Raw genomic sequence first — 12,070 nt, 5'->3', positions numbered from 1 at the left:
TTCATCAACACCAAATTCATCGTAAACCGATTTTGCTTTATCCTTTTCAACCGGTACAACTAAACGCATACGACTATCAATTGTCATACCCAATTTGCCACATATGCTTATAATTTCTCTTGTAGTATCCATGAATGTGACATATGGTCCTGTTTTACGATGGTTATCTGGTTGATACGTACCAACTTGTTGCATTTCTTGGTATGCTTCGTCACTAATGTCGACTAACTGGCAATATTTCTTGATTAAACCATAATCTAGTTCTGCAATTGGTAATTGTTGTAAAAGAGGAACAACACGCACCCATTCTTTAGCCGCACCTTCGGTTAAATCTTCAGGTAATTTTTTTGCATCAATCTGATCAAACTCATAAAGCCCATTTTCAACGTTTTCTGCTTCTTGTAATTCTTCTTTGGTACGGTGCCCTTGTTTTTGTAGGTTCAATTTACGTGGTCTAGCCATCTGACCACCTCCTTTTGTAAAATTACAACATTAAGTTTTGGGAATTTGGTCGGAAATGAGGCCGGCTCGTTTAACTCGAAACTTAGAGCCACAGGGGGTTTAGAACGCCCCGTTAATTTTATAAGAACATATATTATAAAAATTATTTTTTGTGAATTTTATTGTGACACCCGATACAGACTACCTCTAAATTATCCATATCCAGTCTTTTACCCCAGTCCTCTTTTAGTTCTACCTTATGGTGAACAATCAAATCTTTATCATTCACTATGCCCTTATTCAAACAGTGTTGACACAAGTAATTATCACGTAATAATACTTGTTTACGTAACTTACGCCACTGAGAACTGTTGTAGAACGATGTATACTCTTTGTTGCGCTTATTATGCCTAACCTCTTGGTTATACCTTTGTACATTGGCTTTCCTATAGTCTTGTAGCTCGCTTTGACTATAAGTTCTGTTTCCTAATCTAACTTTTGGTTCTTTAAACAAATTTTCTTTTCAACTTCTTTCAAAGAATTTTACTTCAATTACAAATATAAAAAATAAAAGACAAAACGAAATAAGATTTATAATCTCAAATCATTCTGTCTTTTACATAAAAAATATTTTATTATTAGAATGTAAACAAATTAAGAAAACTTTTTATTCATTAATACAAACAACAAACTTCATTTCGTAATAATCTTTTTGTTTCATTCAATCTTTTAAACTAAAGAAACTTTTTAGCTTCATTGAATGTTTGTTACACATAAGAATTTACTTAAATTGATATGATAACCTTCAAAAGATATATTGAAGGTTATATACAACACATGCACTTAAGCACTGCTTTATTAACATAAGCCCTTAAATATAGGTGCTAAGAAACACAAGGTCTTTATAATTGAGGGGTAAATAACCATGTGTTTATATTAGGTACGATACAAGAATACCCTATTGACAACCCGCAATTCACTATACGCCCAATTGCGACTAATCGAAGTATATCCATCCAATCCTTTTTGCTACATCTCTCATTATTTGATTACGCATTCTAATAGCCGAATGTTGACTAATCACCTTGCCATCTTCTCTACATTTAGTTAACTCGTGAGCGATATCTTCCCACTCATATATTAATAAGTCCTTTTCCCAATATCTGTATTCAATAATAGCTTTCTGTTCAGGTGTCGCATTTCTATACACATCTTCAACCGCTGTGATAGTTGCCTGTAAGTTACGATATTTATCATCTTTATGTAGCTCAATTATTTCATTTTCTACAGGCCTGCTTGGAAGATTAGATTTACCCCCACCAGTATTTGTATCTTGAGGCTGATATAATAATTCGTATCGTCTGTATAATAACTGTCCTTTCATATCTTCATAATTACGAAAGAACTGTTCTAACTTTGGTATGTCTTCTTTACCTAGACTCATAAGAAACCTCCGATACTTATTTTCTATTATCTTTAAAATATTTAATCTGCTTATTCAATAATTCATTAAGTTGTTTATGCTCGCTTAGTTTAATTCTCAATCCAGTTTGAACACATAATGATATTAAGAGTGCAATAGCTAATATAATCGAAATGATAATCCACATTTAAAATTCATCGTCCTTTCGTATATAATTTTCTATATCTATTTAATCGTTCTTTTCATAAAAATCTTTAGGTACTTTGACACTATCATATGAGGTAAGCTTATAATATATTTCTCTTCCAATCCATTTACCTAGTTCATACATAGCGATAGTAAACCATATTCTCATTAATCTCTTAATCATTTTATCGACTCCTTTAAAATTACAATTTTGTAAGATTAAGAAAAACTCCTATAAATCTTAAAATTATTGCGTTATATTTGCAGTATAAATTTGGAGGTGTAGCTATGGACAAATCAGCAAATAATATTCTTTCTTCATTTTGTTATTTCAGTGTGTTTTTTGCACCATTTATCTTTCCACTCATAGTTTGGATATTGGCAAGTGGAGATACTTCAAGACATGCTGGAAAAGCTTTACTTTACCATATTTTGCCAATCATCTTTTTCATCGTGTCATTTCTAATCCTTTCTGCATATAGTTACGATCACAATAATATAACGCTGACAGTAGGTCTGATTACAGCCTTCCTTACATTTTACTATATAATTAAAAATTTATATTTAGGAATAAAATTACTTTTCGCATAAAAATAAAAAGTCTTTATAGGCTTTTTATTTTTCTTTTTTAATTATTAATTTATTGCATTTCTTACCCCACTTTTCATTACTCTTTGCGAAGTATTCTTTTAACCTCTTCTAATACGTCTTTATTCTCCTGTGCTTCCATATGCACCTCTATCACTTTCGTTTTCGAACCAATCCACCTGCTTAGGTTTAGGATATACAACGGGAGCTATAACCAATTGTGCAATTCGAGTGCCTTTTTCTACTGTGATAGGTTCATCCCCAATATTGTCAGTAATAACACCAATTTCTTTATTGTACGTGTAGTCTATAGTCCCAAAGTTAACGCGCAATTTAGTTTTTAATGTTTTACCAGATCGTGGTCTTACCTGTGCTTCATAACCAAAAGGTAAATCAATTGCTATATCAGTTTTAACCACTTTAGTTGTGTTTGCAGGTATGTGAATCGTTTCTGATACATAAAGGTCTAATCCGCTATCTGTAGGATTTGCTCTTTTAGGAATTGTCGCGTTCACAGATAATAATTTAATCTCTAAGTACTTCATTCTTATTCTCCTATTCTGATATAATTAACCTATATAAAGATAAGGTGGTCTTAGCTTTGAACATTTCAATGTTTTTGAAGTTGCGTACTTGCGTAAGAGAAGGCAGTGTTAAAATGCCATCTGACTATAAGCACTTTGAATATATGCTATCCAAAAATTGGATTGTTCCAACGATTGTCTACTATAATACTGATTTAAGTGAAAATACTCCTTTAATGACTCCAAAATATAGTGACTATGTTGAAGCAACAAGAGAAGGCGAAGAAAAGTATTATTCAGTAAAAGACTTTTGGATTAAATGGATACTAATTTTCATCTTCTCTTTTTTTGGAACATGCGCAGTTATTACTGGAATATTAATAAAATTGTTATAGTAATAGATAATCAGAATTCATCTCAAGCACTCCCTATTTGTTTTTATATCTTCTATTTTAACTTTCATTTTTACTTTTCTAGATGTCATACCAACTATGAATCCTTTGACACCCAAATTTCTCAATTCATGTTGTACCTCTGTAGGTGTTTTACCCTTAGTTTGGTACTTGTATGTCTGATTAATTGTGTCAGATAGTTCTATTGAGTTATCTGCCATTCTCTAGAGCTCCAACAAATCTATTAGCATATTCTTCCAATTTCTTTTGATTTTGAATATCATTTTCTTTTCTCCCTGTTCTAAGTGAATATCTCATCTGGGTGAATTTCATCGCACCTCTAAATTCCTCTTCAGTGAATTGTTGACGGCAAAATTCGATTAAGTCTATACCTTTCTCACTATTGTAATGTGACGGGTGGTTAACCTTATCATCTAACGTCTTTTTAGTTTCTTCATTTCCATTAGGTAATGAGTAAAAATCATAACAATCATCAATAGTCCAAGTTCTCTCGTCAATTGCTTCTACATCAGCAACCCATTTATCTATATCAAGACTTGACTGAACTAAACGATAAACATTTTTTATTTGCACTGTAATTTCAACACCGTTAACTTCTTGGATTCTGATTCTATCGCCTATAATCAAATCTTTAATACTCATGATCTAACCACCCTTTTTGGAAAAATATCGTACTTCATAAGGTGTACACACCATTCTCTTCTAGGATGTACTTGAGGCACTTCAAATAAGTGCGGTTTCTTGCGTTTCAATTCCTGTAATCTGCGTTGCTCCATTCTCTCTTTATAACTTGTGATTTCGTCCTCTTTAGGTTTCAAACTATCCCACTCACTACGTCTTACTCCAATAGATGCTTCTATTGCATCTTCAAACTTCCAACCAGAAGCCAATCTTTGTCTTAAGATATCTGAATTGATATCTGCTTCTTTCATTTTCTCTACTACATCTGGTGTAATAGAGAAGTATTTATTTTTAACTCTCATTTTTGTCGCTTCCATTTAATTCAACTCCCATCCAGTTTCATCTATATCTACTCTCACAAATTCTGCTTCTGACAAAAACTTGTCTTTATTATCGTGGTATAACTTGTTATAGAATTCTTCCTCTTCATACATATCGCTTACTCTGTTGACTTCAACAGGAACTTTTATTTTCATATCAACTTTCGCTTTAATTTCTATTGTCCCTTTGTACATTCACTCCACTTCCTCTACATTCATGATTATTTTTGGTTCTTCTGCATATTGCTTAAAGCTTTCAATGTGTGCAATTTGGTTATCATCTTTCCATAAGTGATCGTTAGCAGCGTCTAGCACTGTTTTGATTAAATTGTCTATATCTGGTTTCGTACGTTTGTATTGACCTATCGATATTAACTTTTGATTCTTTGTCCAACTCTTAGGTGGTGCGAAGTAAAAATATATTGATACTTTCAATCTACTGTTCAACATCTTTTTAGGTAATTGACTCTGTATATATGCTTTATGCTTCGTATAAGACGTTGGCATGTATGTTTGAATGAATTTACCTGCATTTCTAAAACGTGGACGAGGAGAGCCAATAGGTTCCTTATACGTATCATTGAAATTAATCTCTATTTCCATAACTCACCTCAAAATAATAATTCGTTAATTGTCATTTGTTGTTGCAGTTCTTCTTTTCTGAACAACTTGTGTTTACGTTTGAGTTTTTCTAGTTCATCTTTCGTTACCGTTCCTGAAAATGTGTTTCTAAAGTGTATCCCTGCACAGTTACCTAATTTATAAGTATCTTCTCCTAGCGGCGTTACACTACACATCTTCCAACCGTCAATTTGATACAACATGTATTGCTTTTTAAGTCCGTCGATAAGTCCCATTAGGACACCTCCGTTATTGCCTGTCTGTTGCCTTTTTCTTCCAATTTGTCATTGATTAACTTGATGAGTGCAGCTTGATTCCCACTGCACCAATCAATCATTTTTTTAGCATACACATCGGAACACTCAAGTATTTGCATAACATTCTCTTTCGTTACCATGTGTCACGCTCCCTGTAATCATCTCCTAGTACCTTTACAGTCCTAGCGTTATGTTTCATTCTTGAATTGATCCGTTGCCAATTCATATTTTGATTGAGTTCTTTATCACTAAAATTTGTAGTGAAAATATTATTCTTTCCAACTCTGTTATCTACAATGCTGAATAGTTTATTTAATGTGTGTTCAGTGTTTTCTACACCTATATCGTCGAGTACTAACAAATCTATGTTGCTTAGCAGTTGTACAAGTTCATCTGTTGTTTCTGCAGCGTTCTTGTTGTATGTCGCTTTAATACGCTCCATTAACATTGGAATGTGCATAAAAGCCACTGAATATCCTTCGTTTTTAATTGCTTTAGCTATGGCATACGCTATATGGCTTTTTCCGGTACCGTATGAGCCTTGTAAGATTAAAGACTTAGGTTTATCTACAGAAAAGGTTTTAACGTACTCTATAGCTGTTTTTTTGGCGTATATTTGTTTTTCGTTTTGGGGTTTGTAATTGTTTACTGTTGCATCTCTTAGCGAACCATTTACAGTAGATTGATTGAAGATATTATTTATATATTTTTGCTTACGTTTCTTCTCTGCTTCTTTACCAGCTTGTATCATTGAACAGTCACAACCATGTCTGAACTCATGCCCGTTACTAAACTTGTAATAGTCGTATGTGTTTCCACACTTATTACATTTAAGGTTGTGTTGCTCTTCTACGATGTTTTTACTAGGTTTGATATTTCTAGCTAAACTTTCCATTGATTGCATTTATAATCACTCCTAGTCCCAATAACTCTCGTCATACTTCATACGTTCTAACTGATCCATACCAGTTGATTTTGTCTTTTGATTTAGATAACCTTCAAATTTAGTACCGAATAACGTTTCAGGTCGAAGGTACTTATCACTGTCTGTGTTTAACCACTCATCAGTTTTGACATCAATTACCTTTTTAAAATCGTCCAATCTAAAATCTTGGTTCCATCTTGCTTCAATAAACTTTCTTGTTTTAGCTGTTTTATGCTTGAAGTTTTTACCAGTTTTCTCATTAAGGTAATCAACAATTTCTTTATAAGGTATTCGAGACACAGTCGGGTTGCCCGACAATATATTATTGTTAGTAGTCTCTGTAGTAATGTCTGTGTAGTCTCTGGTATTGGTTGTATCATTTTGATACACTCCATCGTTTCTTTTTGATACGCTCGTCGTATCATTTTGATACGATGGTCGTTTCACATCCTCTAACTTTCCATAATTAATGCTATACCATTTTGTTTTATCGAATTTAGCTTTGTTGTAGTTACCTACATGCAATAAATCTTGTTTTTCTAAACTATATACAGCACGCTTAATTGTCATCACAGACCAAAAAGGAAAGTGTTTTTGCCATTCAGAAAATGAATTGTATATCCAGCGTCTACCATCGTAGTTATGATTGCTTTTCTTTAACCAATAGTGCATTTGTTGTAATACAATTGCTTCATTAAGTCCTATCTCAGTAGCTAACTTTGGTAAAACTAATATAGGATAATCATCAATCAATAAGTTGTTCATCTACTCAACTCCTTTTTGATATAATATTTTCGAGGTGATAAAAATGAATTGGATTTCTTTAATTGCGTTAATAGTTTCAATAATTTCTTTATGTTTAACTGCTTATAAATACTGGCGTGACTACAAAGAAAATCAATTAAATATTTCAGTAGATTTAAAAAATCATTTTGTTTCTGGCGAAAGAAATGTATTTGAACTGAATGTAGTAAATGAAACTAAAAACCCAGTTTCTATTACTAAAATAGTTTTAATAGACGAAAATAAAGGCTTAAAATTCGAGTGTATTCAAAACAAAGTGTTATTAACTAAAGGTAAACATATTAGAAATGAAAGCAGTTTGTTACCAATTAATTTAAACGCTTATGCTTCTCATAAGATGTTTATTGTTTTTGATTTAAAACAAATTTTAGATATTTATAATTTTGAAATTTATACTAGTAAAGGTGTTTATATTACTAATTACAAAGAGAAACAATTGAAAGAACAACCGCTATTAAACTTAGGATCAGTATCGATAAATAAATGATATGATCACGTTTTTTCATACATTTTTCTCTCCTTTCAGGATGGCGTTTAATTTATCATCAACTTTTATCCAACTATCTTGTAATTGGTAATATTTGTTAAAACTGTCTATCCCCATCTGATGTTGAATTGTATGGTGCTTACGACATAACGCTAATACGTATTTATCGTAGTGGTCTATCTTGTTCCTGTTCATACCTCTACCTACTGTTTCAAAGTGTGCTAAGTCTGAATTAGGTTTGCCGCATATCACACAATTTCTGTTAATCGTTGACCAATATAGATAACTCTTATCTTCTTTCATCAACTTACTCGTCTTTAATCTCATAGGAACTTGATGATGAAACATAAAAGCAATAATCATTTCGATTAATTCTCTTGCTATTTTTTTAGAACAATTCTTTAAACTAATAGAATCATAGCCATTCATTATTTCTAATTCGAATTGAAAATCTTGCCTCATAGCTTCTTTAGGTTGACCTAAATGTAATTCAATATCTTCGCATAACAAGAAAATTGTTCTGCGTTGTTTATGAGTTATCTTTTCGTGGTCTGGCACTTCTATATCTGCGTTGAGTGAGTAACCATTTTCCAACAAATCGATATGACTTTGTTCTAATTCAACACCAGTAGCAACGACGGAATAAGTACCGTCGTTATCTCGCTAGTATCTTGTAATAAGCTGCATTTAATCACGTCCTAGAAAGCTAAATCATCATCACTAATATCAATTGGTCCATTAGCATTTGCAAACGGATTATCTTGTTTTGTCATTGGCGTTTGCTGTCCGTTAGCTTGTTGTTCACGTTGTTTCATTTCATCAGTTTTAGGTTCGGGTTTATTTACGATTTCGTCACCTTTGTTCCAAACTTTTACAAAAGATAATCTAACGAAATACTTTCCTTCATCTTCGTTAAATTTATTTTTAAGTACGATTGTTCCTATTTTGTTAATTAATCTGTCTGTATCGAAAGTTAAATCAGGTAAATTAAGTTGAATTCCTAGTCTGCTTAATAATTCAATGTACTGTCTTTCTTGGAAGTCTTGTTGGAATGGTGGTACAAATTGATTATGTTTGTATTGTTTACCTTCGTTATTTTCAAATACGATAGTGAAATATCTTCCTTCTTTGTCATTAAATTCAACATCTTTAACTTTAACTGTGAATTCTCCTGCTCCTAAGAAGTCTCCACCTTTTATAAATGCTTCTTGATTAGTTTCTTTAGTGTGTTGTGATTGTCCTGTGATTTTCATAATTTTATACCGTCCTTATTAGTTATTTTTAATTTCCATTTCTGATTGCTTGTACAACGTCTGTAATGCTTGGGTTTACAAATTTCTTATTGTTAATTGTTATATTGCTTACATGTCTTATTTTGGTTTCAAATAAATTAGAGGGTTCAGCATTAAGTACATACTCATATGACTTTTGTCCGTTTTTCTCATGCTCCTCAATTGTCATTCTTGCTAAAACATCTGATTGACTTACAACTGCTTTTCTTATTTGATCTTGTGCCTCAATCGTGATAGTGGGATTAATCGTGCTGCCCTCATCGTCTTTATCTTTGTTGATACCTTCATGACCGCTTATTGCTAAATGGAATTGATATTGTTCTTGTAACTTAGAAACATATCTGTACATATGCACAATACGTGTCGCACATTCTCCCCAATCATTAAATGTCGGTTTCTTAGTCTTACCGTTCATGATGTCATCTATAGTGATGTCACGAAGTTTTTGTATCGTTTCGATTACTATGACATCGATTTTCTTTCCGTTATCTCTAAGTTTTTCGATAATTTGAGGCAACATTTTTATTACATAAGCAAAGTGTTTGTAGTTTTTGATTTGTACTACTGCGCCATCTTCTGTAACTGTTGTTCCATCTTCATTAATATCAAGCACAAGCGCGTTGTTATCTTTGGTTAAAAAGGTCGTTTTACCTGTACCGAATTTTCCGTAGATAGCGAATTTATAAAACTTGTTAGCATTTTGTTTGCTGATATCTTTAACCCCTAGTTGAGTTAGGATATCTTGCTCTTGTTTTTCTTCAGTCATCTATCTTACCCTCAAACTTCTACTTTGTTTTAGTTCTACTCCTTTGAGTTCTAAACCGCCTTTTATAGCTTTCAATAACTCTTTTTTGTCTAGCTTTGGTTGCTGTTCGATGTAGTATTGTTTAGGTATTAAACTTTCATCTGTAACATCTAAACTAGGTGGATTGTTAGCGATGCTGTACGAATTAAGCGCAGTTTTAAACTTCTCTTTACCTGTCTGCTCCATAACTTCCTGTAAACTTTCTTTTAAACGTTTGACACCGTTTTGATTAGAAGTTTTACGTTGTCTTAAACGCTTTATTTCTTCGTCTATAGCATTGTTATCTGCTTCTAAAGACTTAATAACTGCTACATATCCATCTGCTTTTTCTTCGATTGCATCGTTTATGCTTGCTAGCGTATCTTTTAAAATTTGTTCATCTTCTTGTTCAGCGATAAGGTCATAAACTTGTTGATAATTATCTTTTAATTCAAATAAGTTGCTCATCGATTAGACACTCCCCTGCAATTACTTTTTTAGCAACTTCTAGCTTTTGTTTCATTTTATTAATAGAATCAATGTTTCTAAATTTAAGACTTTGACACCCATATTGATAATGGCTTGAATAGTGCCAAAACTCACAAACTACATTACCGTCATTGTATTTTTTAAATTCAACTTCCACATTTTGATTGCTATACATAACAAGTTCATTCAGTATTCTCGATGTATCTAATAATAATTGTGAATTCATAATTGACTTATCATCACCTTTTTTGGTTTAATTAATTCATAGTATTTTAATACTGTCTCTTTCTCTTACTGGTAGACGTTATTACGTCTACTAGTTTTTTTAGTTACATTTAGCCATTTCTCCCAAAAGAACGAACTAAAAATTAAAGCGAACATCGAAATTCCTAATACTGTCGTGAAACCAGCACCTAACATTAATGTTATTATCATTGCGTTAAACATCGTCATGTAACTTAGTAAGTACTTCATTTTGTTCTCTCCAATTCTTTCAACACCTCATCAGAAATATTATGATAAGGAAATTTTTCTCTAACTAATTGAATAGGTATCTTTCCTCTTATTGCAATGTAACCTTCTTCTTCTAGCTCTTGATTGAGCTCTCTGATTATTAATGATGCTTTTGATTTAGAAACTGATAATATTTGCGCTAACTCTTTTGCTTGAAGTGAGTTTTTAATCATGTTTATATCTCCTAATCTATTATTATTCTTTCGTCTAAAATTAATTTTTAACTCGATTATTACTTCTTTATCTTTTCATGTATAATGAATGGCAAAGGGGGTTTTATAATGAATAAGATTACGAAAGAAGAATTATCTGAGCTGATTAATCAAAGAAATGATTATGCCGAAGAAACATTTGCTGAAATGTTTCTAGAAAGGGATAGTGAAAACCCTAATGTCATAGCAAATAACTATTTTGAATCTTTCGCACTTGCTAATGACAAGATGATTGAAAAATTGTTAAAGAATCTTGATTTATTAGAAGATTAAATTTCCATTAGAGTTTCCTCTTCACTTGTAAAAGTGTGATTAGGAATCTCTTTTTATTAGGTAAATCTTATCCTCTAAAAATTCTTTTCTTTGCCCCATAATTCATTTCTATATCAAACCAGGGATATTCCAACTTGCTTTATCTTCAAGTTCGTTGGGCTTGAAATCTTTAAACGCAATCATTATCAAAAATTGTTTAGTACGGTCATAATCAACTTTTTGAATTGCTGTGTATCTCGGGACGTTGAAATACTCTTTTAAGCGTGTCCACATTGCACGAATAAATTGTCCTTTTTTCTTTTTGAATAATTCATTTTGGTACTTCATATCTACTGGAATACCATTTTTGTAATACTCTCTTGTAAATTGGTTTGCTTTTGACTGAACAATTGACTGCAGTTCCTTTTGCTGTTCATAAGTTATAGGTACTTCTTTCTTGATTTCTTCTACCATATCTTCTACATATGACACTCGATTTTCAACGTGATCTTCCATATCTAACATTCTTTCAATGATTTGTTCTAACTGTTGCCCTTGTTCATTCGTTTGTTTAATATGATTTTGTAAAAAAATTAATTCATCTTTACGCTTTGCCATTTTGAATTCCTTCTTTCTGTTATAATTTTTCTATATACATTCGGTATCTATTCCAGTACTACAACAGCTCGCTACATCTGTTGCTAAACAAATGTTTGGTTTACAGTAATTTGAACTCTAATCCATTAATTAAGACATATAAGTTTTTATTAATTTGTGGAAAGCGTTCAATCAAGTGGTCATAATTATCTACTAACTCATTAGATACAAATATTAGTCGTCTATTACCTTTCTTGTCAT

General features: G+C 32.0%; 21 protein-coding genes and 1 pseudogene. 3 read left to right on the top strand and 19 right to left on the bottom strand.

Annotated elements, in window-relative coordinates; genetic code table 11:
* The 5 genes from ACIBF5_RS31150 to dut form a co-directional block, all read right to left on the bottom strand.
* Positions 1 to 462, bottom strand: a 462-nt coding sequence (locus ACIBF5_RS31150; RefSeq protein ID WP_396816462.1) for a phage terminase small subunit P27 family, incomplete at its 3' end; no start/stop codon positions are given.
* 142 nt (positions 463 to 604) lie between these two features.
* Complete coding sequence (locus tag ACIBF5_RS31145; RefSeq protein WP_350666655.1) at positions 605 to 745, bottom strand: HNH endonuclease; 141 nt, start codon at positions 743 to 745, stop codon at positions 605 to 607.
* 693 nt (positions 746 to 1,438) lie between these two features.
* Complete coding sequence (locus tag ACIBF5_RS31140; protein ID WP_002468152.1) at positions 1,439 to 1,885, bottom strand: transcriptional regulator; 447 nt, start codon at positions 1,883 to 1,885, stop codon at positions 1,439 to 1,441.
* 208 nt (positions 1,886 to 2,093) lie between these two features.
* Positions 2,094 to 2,219 (bottom strand): transcriptional activator RinB, encoded by a 126-nt coding sequence (rinB, locus tag ACIBF5_RS31135; RefSeq protein ID WP_350666660.1) that lies wholly within the window; start codon positions 2,217 to 2,219, stop codon positions 2,094 to 2,096.
* Positions 2,220 to 2,760: 541 nt separating this feature from the next.
* Positions 2,761 to 3,183 (bottom strand): dUTP diphosphatase, encoded by a 423-nt coding sequence (dut, locus tag ACIBF5_RS31130; protein WP_002468111.1) that lies wholly within the window; start codon positions 3,181 to 3,183, stop codon positions 2,761 to 2,763.
* Positions 3,184 to 3,227: 44 nt separating this feature from the next.
* On the opposite strand from dut, the gene ACIBF5_RS31125 reads away from it, so the two are divergent.
* On the top strand, positions 3,228 to 3,557 hold the full coding sequence (locus ACIBF5_RS31125; protein ID WP_350666653.1) for a hypothetical protein: 330 nt from the start codon (positions 3,228 to 3,230) through the stop codon (positions 3,555 to 3,557).
* 207 nt (positions 3,558 to 3,764) lie between these two features.
* On the opposite strand, the gene ACIBF5_RS31120 is transcribed toward ACIBF5_RS31125, so the two are convergent.
* The 7 genes from ACIBF5_RS31120 to ACIBF5_RS31090 form a co-directional block, all read right to left on the bottom strand.
* Entirely contained in the window at positions 3,765 to 4,217 is a 453-nt protein-coding gene (locus ACIBF5_RS31120; protein ID WP_002468121.1) for a DUF3310 domain-containing protein, read from the bottom strand.
* Positions 4,214 to 4,573 (bottom strand): SA1788 family PVL leukocidin-associated protein, encoded by a 360-nt coding sequence (locus ACIBF5_RS31115; protein ID WP_002468115.1) that lies wholly within the window; start codon positions 4,571 to 4,573, stop codon positions 4,214 to 4,216. Before ACIBF5_RS31115 ends, ACIBF5_RS31120 begins: the two co-directional genes overlap by 4 nt.
* Complete coding sequence (locus ACIBF5_RS31110) at positions 4,574 to 4,771, bottom strand: hypothetical protein (RefSeq protein WP_002468127.1); 198 nt, start codon at positions 4,769 to 4,771, stop codon at positions 4,574 to 4,576.
* Entirely contained in the window at positions 4,772 to 5,179 is a 408-nt protein-coding gene (locus tag ACIBF5_RS31105; protein WP_002468165.1) for a RusA family crossover junction endodeoxyribonuclease, read from the bottom strand.
* 8 nt (positions 5,180 to 5,187) lie between these two features.
* Positions 5,188 to 5,433: a hypothetical protein gene (locus tag ACIBF5_RS31100; RefSeq protein WP_002468151.1), complete on the bottom strand. Its 246-nt coding sequence runs from the start codon at positions 5,431 to 5,433 to the stop codon at positions 5,188 to 5,190.
* A 154-nt stretch (positions 5,434 to 5,587) separates the two neighbouring features.
* On the bottom strand, positions 5,588 to 6,358 hold the full coding sequence (locus ACIBF5_RS31095; protein ID WP_038399446.1) for an ATP-binding protein: 771 nt from the start codon (positions 6,356 to 6,358) through the stop codon (positions 5,588 to 5,590).
* A 12-nt stretch (positions 6,359 to 6,370) separates the two neighbouring features.
* Positions 6,371 to 7,144: a conserved phage C-terminal domain-containing protein gene (locus ACIBF5_RS31090; protein ID WP_002468137.1), complete on the bottom strand. Its 774-nt coding sequence runs from the start codon at positions 7,142 to 7,144 to the stop codon at positions 6,371 to 6,373.
* A gap of 43 nt (positions 7,145 to 7,187) precedes the next feature.
* Between ACIBF5_RS31090 and ACIBF5_RS31085 the strand changes: the two genes are divergently transcribed.
* Positions 7,188 to 7,670, top strand: a complete 483-nt coding sequence (locus ACIBF5_RS31085) for a hypothetical protein (protein ID WP_002468164.1) — start codon at positions 7,188 to 7,190, stop codon at positions 7,668 to 7,670.
* 15 nt (positions 7,671 to 7,685) lie between these two features.
* Here the strand turns inward: ACIBF5_RS31085 and ACIBF5_RS31080 are convergent.
* The 6 genes and pseudogenes from ACIBF5_RS31080 to ACIBF5_RS31055 form a co-directional block, all read right to left on the bottom strand.
* Positions 7,686 to 8,285 (bottom strand): annotated as a pseudogene (locus ACIBF5_RS31080) (putative HNHc nuclease); the annotation flags it as partial.
* A gap of 83 nt (positions 8,286 to 8,368) precedes the next feature.
* Positions 8,369 to 8,923: a single-stranded DNA-binding protein gene (locus ACIBF5_RS31075; RefSeq protein ID WP_049374172.1), complete on the bottom strand. Its 555-nt coding sequence runs from the start codon at positions 8,921 to 8,923 to the stop codon at positions 8,369 to 8,371.
* Positions 8,924 to 8,951: 28 nt separating this feature from the next.
* A complete protein-coding gene (locus ACIBF5_RS31070) occupies positions 8,952 to 9,728 on the bottom strand; it encodes an ATP-binding protein (RefSeq protein ID WP_061749171.1) in 777 nt (258 codons plus the stop codon).
* The gene (locus ACIBF5_RS31065; RefSeq protein WP_002468176.1) at positions 9,729 to 10,214 is read right to left on the bottom strand and encodes a siphovirus Gp157 family protein; all 486 of its coding nucleotides are present in this window, start codon (positions 10,212 to 10,214) and stop codon (positions 9,729 to 9,731) included.
* Positions 10,198 to 10,392: a hypothetical protein gene (locus ACIBF5_RS31060; protein ID WP_350666648.1), complete on the bottom strand. Its 195-nt coding sequence runs from the start codon at positions 10,390 to 10,392 to the stop codon at positions 10,198 to 10,200. Before ACIBF5_RS31060 ends, ACIBF5_RS31065 begins: the two co-directional genes overlap by 17 nt.
* Before the next feature lie 313 nt (positions 10,393 to 10,705).
* Positions 10,706 to 10,921, bottom strand: coding sequence for a hypothetical protein (locus tag ACIBF5_RS31055; protein WP_002468180.1), 216 nt, complete (start codon positions 10,919 to 10,921; stop codon positions 10,706 to 10,708).
* Between the two features lie 84 nt (positions 10,922 to 11,005).
* Between ACIBF5_RS31055 and ACIBF5_RS31050 the strand changes: the two genes are divergently transcribed.
* Positions 11,006 to 11,233, top strand: a complete 228-nt coding sequence (locus tag ACIBF5_RS31050; protein WP_396816460.1) for a hypothetical protein — start codon at positions 11,006 to 11,008, stop codon at positions 11,231 to 11,233.
* A 108-nt stretch (positions 11,234 to 11,341) separates the two neighbouring features.
* Here ACIBF5_RS31050 and ACIBF5_RS31045 read toward each other — a convergent pair whose 3' ends face one another.
* Positions 11,342 to 11,830: an ORF6C domain-containing protein gene (locus ACIBF5_RS31045; protein WP_038399444.1), complete on the bottom strand. Its 489-nt coding sequence runs from the start codon at positions 11,828 to 11,830 to the stop codon at positions 11,342 to 11,344.
* Positions 11,831 to 12,070: the final 240 nt, after the last annotated feature.

The organism is Micromonospora sp. NPDC050417 (assembly GCF_044458865.1).
Lineage (GTDB): Bacteria > Actinomycetota > Actinomycetes > Mycobacteriales > Micromonosporaceae > Micromonospora_G.
Note: the sequence above shows the minus strand (reverse complement) of the source record. Positions and strands in the feature narration are given on the sequence as shown.

What these genes read in the sequence shown, in the direction of transcription:
- ACIBF5_RS31140 (WP_002468152.1), bottom strand. Translation starts at nt 1,885, where the DNA reads ATGAGTCTAGGTAAAGAAGACATACCAAAGTTAGAACAGTTCTTTCGT.
- rinB (WP_350666660.1), bottom strand. Translation starts at nt 2,219, where the DNA reads ATGAGAATATGGTTTACTATCGCTATGTATGAACTAGGTAAATGGATT.
- dut (WP_002468111.1), bottom strand. Translation starts at nt 3,183, where the DNA reads ATGAAGTACTTAGAGATTAAATTATTATCTGTGAACGCGACAATTCCT.
- ACIBF5_RS31120 (WP_002468121.1), bottom strand. Translation starts at nt 4,217, where the DNA reads ATGAGTATTAAAGATTTGATTATAGGCGATAGAATCAGAATCCAAGAA.
- ACIBF5_RS31115 (WP_002468115.1), bottom strand. Translation starts at nt 4,573, where the DNA reads ATGGAAGCGACAAAAATGAGAGTTAAAAATAAATACTTCTCTATTACA.
- ACIBF5_RS31110 (WP_002468127.1), bottom strand. Translation starts at nt 4,771, where the DNA reads ATGTACAAAGGGACAATAGAAATTAAAGCGAAAGTTGATATGAAAATA.
- ACIBF5_RS31105 (WP_002468165.1), bottom strand. Translation starts at nt 5,179, where the DNA reads ATGGAAATAGAGATTAATTTCAATGATACGTATAAGGAACCTATTGGC.
- ACIBF5_RS31100 (WP_002468151.1), bottom strand. Translation starts at nt 5,433, where the DNA reads ATGGGACTTATCGACGGACTTAAAAAGCAATACATGTTGTATCAAATT.
- ACIBF5_RS31095 (WP_038399446.1), bottom strand. Translation starts at nt 6,358, where the DNA reads ATGCAATCAATGGAAAGTTTAGCTAGAAATATCAAACCTAGTAAAAAC.
- ACIBF5_RS31090 (WP_002468137.1), bottom strand. Translation starts at nt 7,144, where the DNA reads ATGAACAACTTATTGATTGATGATTATCCTATATTAGTTTTACCAAAG.
- ACIBF5_RS31085 (WP_002468164.1), top strand. Translation starts at nt 7,188, where the DNA reads ATGAATTGGATTTCTTTAATTGCGTTAATAGTTTCAATAATTTCTTTA.
- ACIBF5_RS31075 (WP_049374172.1), bottom strand. Translation starts at nt 8,923, where the DNA reads ATGAAAATCACAGGACAATCACAACACACTAAAGAAACTAATCAAGAA.
- ACIBF5_RS31070 (WP_061749171.1), bottom strand. Translation starts at nt 9,728, where the DNA reads ATGACTGAAGAAAAACAAGAGCAAGATATCCTAACTCAACTAGGGGTT.
- ACIBF5_RS31065 (WP_002468176.1), bottom strand. Translation starts at nt 10,214, where the DNA reads ATGAGCAACTTATTTGAATTAAAAGATAATTATCAACAAGTTTATGAC.
- ACIBF5_RS31055 (WP_002468180.1), bottom strand. Translation starts at nt 10,921, where the DNA reads ATGATTAAAAACTCACTTCAAGCAAAAGAGTTAGCGCAAATATTATCA.
- ACIBF5_RS31050 (WP_396816460.1), top strand. Translation starts at nt 11,006, where the DNA reads ATGAATGGCAAAGGGGGTTTTATAATGAATAAGATTACGAAAGAAGAA.
- ACIBF5_RS31045 (WP_038399444.1), bottom strand. Translation starts at nt 11,830, where the DNA reads ATGGCAAAGCGTAAAGATGAATTAATTTTTTTACAAAATCATATTAAA.